The following is a 2,932-nucleotide window of genomic DNA, read 5'->3' as shown; positions in this document are numbered from 1 at the left end:
AGCTAAAGAGTAATAAAAAACGTAGTGAAAAAGGCCTCAATGCTTTTACTTTTGCACAATTAAATTTCCGCATTAATGGTCTAACAAATGTGCTTGCAACAGTAGCAATCTTAGTGGCTCTTGGTGCTGGTGGAATTGCTTGTGGTATGGCATTTAAAAACAACATCCTAAAAACGACAGATCAAATGCGAATTTACGATTCAGTCATTCATAATCCAACAGCGGAAGAAAAGAAAATTTTGGGTGGTATCTTATTTCAAGAAAAACATGAATATCATTACAAAGTTGATGATAGGTATGTTTATTATCTTAAAGAAGATGTAGAAAAAAATCGTCCTTTCTTGCAAGGTATGAAAATAGAGAAAGTTTCAGAGGAAATACCCATTGGTGCATTTTCAATAAAACGGGTTCAAGGAGAGACGAACACAAAACAATGGATCCAGGCTTTCAGAACGATCCAGCCAGATTATATGTATCTTGATTATGAAATGAAAATTGTAGATCAAAACATATACGATGGTATGAAGGGTAAAGAAAGTACTGTGTTTATGGGGAGAACAGATGATTTTGGATCATACATAAAAGAATGGAAAAAACTTGATGAATTACAGATGGCAAAATATAAAAATGTGAGAGCGGAAGAATTGGATAGTAAGTATCAAGCATATATTGAGAGTCATAATTTTGCCAGCGGACTAATATTTATGGGTTTTTTCGTTGGAGTTGCATTTTTAGCAATGATGGCAAGCTGCTTAATGTTTAAAATTCTATCCGGTGCATCCAAAGATAGTACACGTTATCAAATGCTTCGTAAAATCGGTGTTCGCAGGGAGTTATTAATACAATCGATTTATAAAGAGTTATTCTTCGTATTTTTAGTCCCAGCAATTGTGGGTATTGTTCACGTATTAGTTGGTATAAACATGTTCAGCGTTCTTTTGGCTGATCCGTACTTTCGTATTTGGCTACCAATTATTATTTTCGTAGTGATTTACTCGATTTACTACTTGATTACAGTTCAATTGTATAAAAGAATTGTACTTCCGAAAGAAAAATAGTTTTACAAAACATACAAAATGTTAAACTCAAAAAAACCAGTGATATCCTACACATGTACTAGTATCACTGGTTTTTTATATGGAAATTTGATGGTCAATTTGACAAATTATAAAAAATTACAAGCTCAGTTTTACATTTTTCCAACGATATTTTTGTAAAATTATCTTTCTTTTCCCTCTGTTTGATTGGCTTGGAACTCCATTTTTAACGCAATACTATCCCCTTGGAACACGTTCTGATCTGTGCCGTTGTCTTCAAATACAAACTTTATCCAAAACCAATCCATTTTCCCAGGTTTTACCCCCCCTGTTTCAGTCCACTTAGAATGAAATACTTTTTTGGAGACAATCTCTGAACTTTGTGATTTTAGTTCTGCAAGGGTTGTCTCGTATGCAGGGCTTTTTGCAGGATCCCAATCCCAAAGAAATTGTACTTTAATATGTTTACCGAAATCTTCTGTAGTATTATTTTGTTTTAAGTCGTTTACAGTATAGTCTATTTTCATCATGATATCTTTAATATCTAAGGAACCACTATTTTTTAAATTGAATTTTTTTAATATTTTGTCCCCAGGTTTTAAATTTTCTAAGTTAAGTGAAGTAGTTGGTTGCATAGCTAAATCCAATGTACCTGCAGCAAATGTATTATTTGTCACAACTTGATCGCTAAAATATGCATATGTTCCCCCACCAATTAAAGACATACCAAGAGCGGCTGAAACCACTCCAACACCTAATTTCTTTTTCAATGACATTTTTTGTTCCTCCCATATCATTTTTACAATTTTTCTCCCTAATTAACTAAAACGCTCCCCTTAATACAGGTATAGCATCAATTGTAAGAATTTTGTATTGAAATAAGAATATTACTTATTGAGAAAATTATGTTGTTATCTGTTTTCTATAAATTAAACGTACTCAAAATAGAAAGTTTGAATCCGGAATTTACTTAAAGTTAAAGGGCAATGGATGTACCGGTAACGTACTGTTGATTCGGAAGGAAACACAATCGATTTTTGTCTAAACAAAACAAGAGATGAAAAGGCTGCAAAGCGCTGCGGCCTTTTCATGTTTCAAAGCCACGTGTAATAACAGTCGATAAGAATCCGGCTTATTCTATAGCAATTGGGTAGTTGAAAAAAGAAAAAGGCATACCTGATAGTAAGCAACTTAGACAACAAAATTACTTGAATCATATAGAAGATGGACTTGTAACATAGAATACGATTCCGTTAGGAATATATATGTTTTATTCTCTTTTACTTTGTTTTTGCATCAGAACCAAAATACAAAGGGAGCAAGAAGAGCTACGTAACCGTCAAGAGAAAATAAAGAAAGAGACAGAAGAACGACAATATATTCAAATAAAGAAAGCGTAGCTATATAGAAAAAAGCGCTATGGAACAAATGAAACTTGTATCATGTCTATATATTGAAACCATATTAAAAGTGAGGGCAGTTTTATGTTTATTCAAATAAGTTTGAGGTGTGGAAATGGAACAGAAGTTTACTGGAAAATGTAATCATGACGAGCTCGACTATGTTATTAAAGACTATTGGCAAGATGTATGGAATTATTCATTTATTATTACAAAAGATCCACACTTATCAGATGATATCACACAAGATGTCTTTATAAAGGTTTTTAAACATTGGCATTCGTTTCGAAAGGATTCATCCATTAAAACGTGGATATTAAAAATCACAAGAAATACAGCCATAAACTATTTAAAATCATCCTATTTTAAAAGGATATCTTTAGTGGGATTTTTTAGTGACGACAAGCAGTCTTCTTCGGCAGAACAAGAATTTTTTAAGCAAGAAGAAATGAATGATGTGTGGAAGGTTGTATTAGAACTACCTAAAAAGCACCG

Annotated in this window: 2 protein-coding genes and 2 pseudogenes; 3 read left to right on the top strand and 1 reads right to left on the bottom strand. The window is 32.7% G+C overall.

The window, feature by feature from the left end; translation table 11 throughout:
• A pseudogene (locus DOS87_RS17170) lies at window positions 1–1,058 on the top strand (ABC transporter permease); the annotation flags it as partial.
• Between the two features lie 161 nt (window positions 1,059–1,219).
• On the opposite strand, the gene DOS87_RS17165 reads toward DOS87_RS17170, so the two are convergent.
• A complete protein-coding gene (locus tag DOS87_RS17165; protein WP_208730038.1) occupies window positions 1,220–1,813 on the bottom strand; it encodes a TasA family protein in 594 nt (197 codons plus the stop codon).
• Between the two features lie 193 nt (window positions 1,814–2,006).
• On the opposite strand from DOS87_RS17165, the pseudogene DOS87_RS17160 reads away from it, so the two are divergent.
• A pseudogene (locus tag DOS87_RS17160) lies at window positions 2,007–2,257 on the top strand (DDE-type integrase/transposase/recombinase); the annotation flags it as partial.
• Between the two features lie 295 nt (window positions 2,258–2,552).
• On the top strand, window positions 2,553–2,932 hold a 380-nt coding region (locus tag DOS87_RS17155; protein WP_208730037.1), incomplete at its 3' end, for an RNA polymerase sigma factor.

The sequence above is a fragment of the Bacillus sp. CR71 genome (genome assembly GCF_003429245.1).
GTDB lineage: Bacteria > Bacillota > Bacilli > Bacillales > Bacillaceae_G > Bacillus_A > Bacillus_A thuringiensis_S.
This window is presented reverse-complemented; position numbering and strand designations above follow the sequence as displayed.

Excerpts from the sequence above, each read along its gene's own strand:
- DOS87_RS17165 (WP_208730038.1), bottom strand. The coding sequence starts at position 1,813 with ATGTCATTGAAAAAGAAATTAGGTGTTGGAGTGGTTTCAGCCGCTCTT.